The sequence below is a fragment of the Tomitella cavernea genome, assembly GCF_016599145.1.
GTDB lineage: Bacteria > Actinomycetota > Actinomycetes > Mycobacteriales > Mycobacteriaceae > Tomitella > Tomitella cavernae.
Genome location: NZ_JAENKO010000101.1, coordinates 1 through 3,519, shown reverse-complemented (window position 1 = coordinate 3,519; position 3,519 = coordinate 1). Strand labels below are relative to the sequence as shown.

The following is a 3,519-nucleotide window of genomic DNA, read 5'->3' as shown; positions in this document are numbered from 1 at the left end:
CGTGGTCGGCGGTGGCGGCCATGGCCGCCGCGAACGCGTCGGCGTCGCCGCCGTGGTCGGGGTGCAGCGCGCGGGCGAGGCGCCGGCGTTCGGCGCGCCGGGCGCGGGCCTGATCGTCATCGCGCATGGTCCCATTGTTCCGCCTTCCGCCACGGTGGCGCGCGGTATCGCCCGGTCAGGGCATGTCGGTGGGCGCTTCGAGGTCCTCGACGATCACGTCGACCGGGGCGGCCACCAGCGGTGTCACCGCGTCGCGTACCGCGTCGGCCACCGCGCACACATCGCTGTAATAGGCGGCGATGATGTGGACCTCGACCCGTCCCTCGTCGGTGAGGCGCACCCCGGGGATGCGCCGGCCCGGAAGATAGGTGGCGACCTCGTTGAAAGCGCCGCCGTCGAGTCCGACCACTCCGGGCACCGCTCGGGCCGCAGCGACGATCCGGTCGGCCAGCTCGCCGGCGGCCTCGGTCATCGCGGGCCTCATTCGACCCGGGTCGACTGCTCGCCGTCGCCGTCGTCCCCGTCGTCGTCTTCGTCGAGGTGTACGTCGTGCACGGTGATGTTGACTTCCGTGACCTCGAGGCCGGTCATGCGTTCCACAGAGGCGATGACGTTGCGGCGCACACCGGACGCGAGATCGGCGATCGCCACGCCGTATTCGACGACGAGGTCGATATCGATGGCGGTCTGGCGTTCCCCGACCTCCACCGAGACGCCCTGGGACACGCTGGCGCGCCCGCCCGGGATGCGCTGACGCAATTGGCCCACCGCCCGCGACGCGCCGCCGCCGAGGTCGTAGACGCCCGACACCTCGCGGGTGGCGGTGCCGGCGATCTTCGAGACCACCACATCGGCGATCGAGGTGCGCCCGTGCTCGCTGGCCAGCGCGGAGTCCGCGGTACGCGTCACCGCGCCGCCGACGCGCCCGCCGTCGCCGCCGGGCCGGGTCCCGGCTGCCGATGTTGTGGTTTCTTCTTTCTCACTCATCGCAGGACCCTTTCTGTGTGTCGGCCGGCCGGCCGGGCAAGGAACCCGTTCTGGCCGTGGTCAGCCTGTGCGCTGGCCGTGGCACGTGCGAATGCCGATGGGTTCCCCGGCTCAGCGGAAACGAAACACATGGTGTTCAGTGTTCGCCGGTGATTTTGTCGGCGATCTCGTTGGCCTTGTCCTTGGCCTTCTCGACGCCCTTCTTCACCCCCGAGGACGCCTGGTCGCCCTTGCCTTCGTTTTTGAGGTCCTCATCGCCGGTGGCGGCGCCGGCCGCTTCCTTGCCGCGGCCCTTGAGCTCTTCGGCCTTGTTGGTGAACTTGTCCTGTACTCCCATGGGTTCCTCCTGATAGATGATGATGGTGTCGTGGGGCGTACACGGCTCTCGCCGCCGACCTCGTCGTGGGGCCGTCACGCTTCCCGCTCACCACGAGGAAAACGCTACGCGCCCATAGGTGGGTATAGCTTCACCCTTAGGGGTGAAATTCGATCGGATACAGTCGTCGGTGTGAGTGGTATTCGGGTGGCGTTGGTCGACGATTACGAGGTCGTGGTCCGCGGGCTGGCGGTGATGCTGCGGACCTACCGGGACCGGGTGGAGATCGTCGAGTTGGACGCGAACACCCGTGTCGGCGGCCGTGTGGACATCGCCTTGTACGACTCGTTCGCCAACCCGCAGGGCGATCGCAGTCAGGTGCGCGCGCTGGCGGCGAATCCGCTGGTGGACAAGGTGGCGGTGTATTCGTGGAATCTCGATGCGCTGCTTGTCGAGTCGGCGTTCGCGAACGGGGCCAGCGGGTATCTGGCCAAGTCTCTTCCCGCACGGCAGTTGGTCGCCGCCCTCGAAGAGGTCCACCGGGGCGTGCGGCAGGTTCATGCCGGTGTGCCGGGCACGAAGGTGGTCGTCGGAGACTGGCCGGGCCGCGAGGAAGGGCTCACGCAACGCGAAGCCGAGGTCCTCGCGCTGATCACCCAAGGGCTGAGCAATAGCGCGATCGCCGAGCATGCGCACCTGTCGATCAACTCGGTCAAAACCTACATCCGCAACTGTTACCGGCGGATCGGGGTGACCAGCCGTGCGCAGGCCGTGCTCTGGGGAGTCGAACACGGCTTCCGCCCCGACCGCGCGCGCGTTGCCCATCCGCTGCAAGGCCCCGAGACGCTGCCGTAGGGACCTGGAGGTCCCTCTGGCGGCTCTGGCGGCGCCCGGTTCGCCGCGTGCGCACCCGAGTGACCGTCACGGTCAGACCTGCGCCCCGGGTGGGGATCGACGGCGGTGCGCGCGGGGCGGCTGCGGGCCGATGCAGGGTCGGCGGGCTGTTCGGAACGGGCCAGTGTCGTGGGATCGTGCATACGCTGGCACCTCCGTGTGCGCTTGGAAAGCGATCGTGCACCGGGTGCGGGCCAGCACGTCCTCACGGTACGCACCCGCGGCGGCCCGCCGGGGGTGCTCCGGTCCCCGCCGCTCCGCGCAGAGGCGCCGCATCCGCGTGCAGGACGATTCGCTGTCGGCCCATCCGCGGCGCGCGCCGCTGCGAATGCCTCGTATCCGGCCGGGCGGGAAGACGTCTCGCCGCGCCGCCCTAGGAGGTTTGTTCCGATGCGTACCACCACAGCCGCACTGGGCCTGCTCGCCCCCGCCGCCGCACTCGCACTGCCTTTGACCGTGGGCATGGCGGCGACGGCGTCGGCCGACACGCCCACCGTGTACCAAGCGATCCTCAATCCCCTCAACGACTCGGGGGCGGCCGGCCAGTTCATGATGAAAGTCGACGGGGACCAGGCGCAGATCTCCGAGCACGTGTGGGGCCTGGCGCCTACCTTCCAAGGCGGCGCCTACCCGCACGTGCAGCACATCCACATCGGCGGGCAGGGCACCTGCCCGGCCCCGAGCGCCGACGCCAATGGCGACGGGATCGTCGATACCGCCGAAGGCAAAGACGCCTACGGCGCGGTGAACACGACGCTGAGCACCACCGGCGACACCAGCGCCAAGGCGGCGACCGACGTCACGACCGCCCCGGGCGGCGGCGAGTTCGAATATTCGCGCACGATCACCTTGTCCCCGGCGACGTTGAGCGCACTGCACGACGGCACCGCGGTCGTGGTCGTCCACGGCCTCGACCCGGCGGGCCTGTCCGAGCAGGCCGCAAACGCCAAGTCCAACCTTGCACCGGAGCTGCCGCTGGCCGCGACCGCCCCGGCCGTGTGCGGGGCGGTCACCGCCTCGCAGATGAGCGCGATGCCCTCCGGCGGCGTCGACACCGGCGGCGGGGCGAGCGCCGGCATCGAGGACGCGTGGGTGTTCGGAGTCGGCGGAGCATCCCTGCTGGCCGCCGGCGGCGCACTGGCGGTGACCAGGCGCCGCGGCGCCGCGGACGCGCCGCGGAAGTAGCCCCGCCATGCGCCACGTCACGCAGTCCCTGCCTGGCCGCCGCCGGCGGCTGTGCGCTCTGGTGGCCGCCGTGGTGCTCGCCGCCGCCGGGATCGCGGCGATCGTCCTCGGGCTGCGGGGGCAACAGTCGCCGCCGC

5 protein-coding genes are annotated in these 3,519 nt (G+C 70.6%); 2 read left to right on the top strand and 3 right to left on the bottom strand.

The features are described 5' to 3' along the window. Window positions 1–175: 175 nt before the first annotated feature. From JJ683_RS18590 to JJ683_RS18580, 3 genes are all read right to left on the bottom strand, one after another. Window positions 176–472 carry an Asp23/Gls24 family envelope stress response protein gene (locus JJ683_RS18590; protein WP_200176302.1) on the bottom strand — a complete coding sequence of 99 codons (297 nt, stop codon included), beginning with the start codon at window positions 470–472 and terminating at the stop codon, window positions 176–178. Window positions 473–480: 8 nt separating this feature from the next. Next, a complete protein-coding gene (locus JJ683_RS18585; RefSeq protein WP_182348783.1) occupies window positions 481–987 on the bottom strand; it encodes an Asp23/Gls24 family envelope stress response protein in 507 nt (168 codons plus the stop codon). A gap of 136 nt (window positions 988–1,123) precedes the next feature. Further along, window positions 1,124–1,324, bottom strand: coding sequence for a CsbD family protein (locus JJ683_RS18580; RefSeq protein WP_182348782.1), 201 nt, complete (start codon window positions 1,322–1,324; stop codon window positions 1,124–1,126). Between the two features lie 171 nt (window positions 1,325–1,495). On the opposite strand from JJ683_RS18580, the gene JJ683_RS18575 reads away from it, so the two are divergent. Then, window positions 1,496–2,158 (top strand): helix-turn-helix transcriptional regulator, encoded by a 663-nt coding sequence (locus JJ683_RS18575; protein ID WP_307811056.1) that lies wholly within the window; start codon window positions 1,496–1,498, stop codon window positions 2,156–2,158. 429 nt (window positions 2,159–2,587) lie between these two features. Beyond that, entirely contained in the window at window positions 2,588–3,382 is a 795-nt protein-coding gene (locus tag JJ683_RS18570) for a GVDTG sorting domain-containing protein (protein WP_200176300.1), read from the top strand. Window positions 3,383–3,519 lie beyond the last annotated feature (137 nt).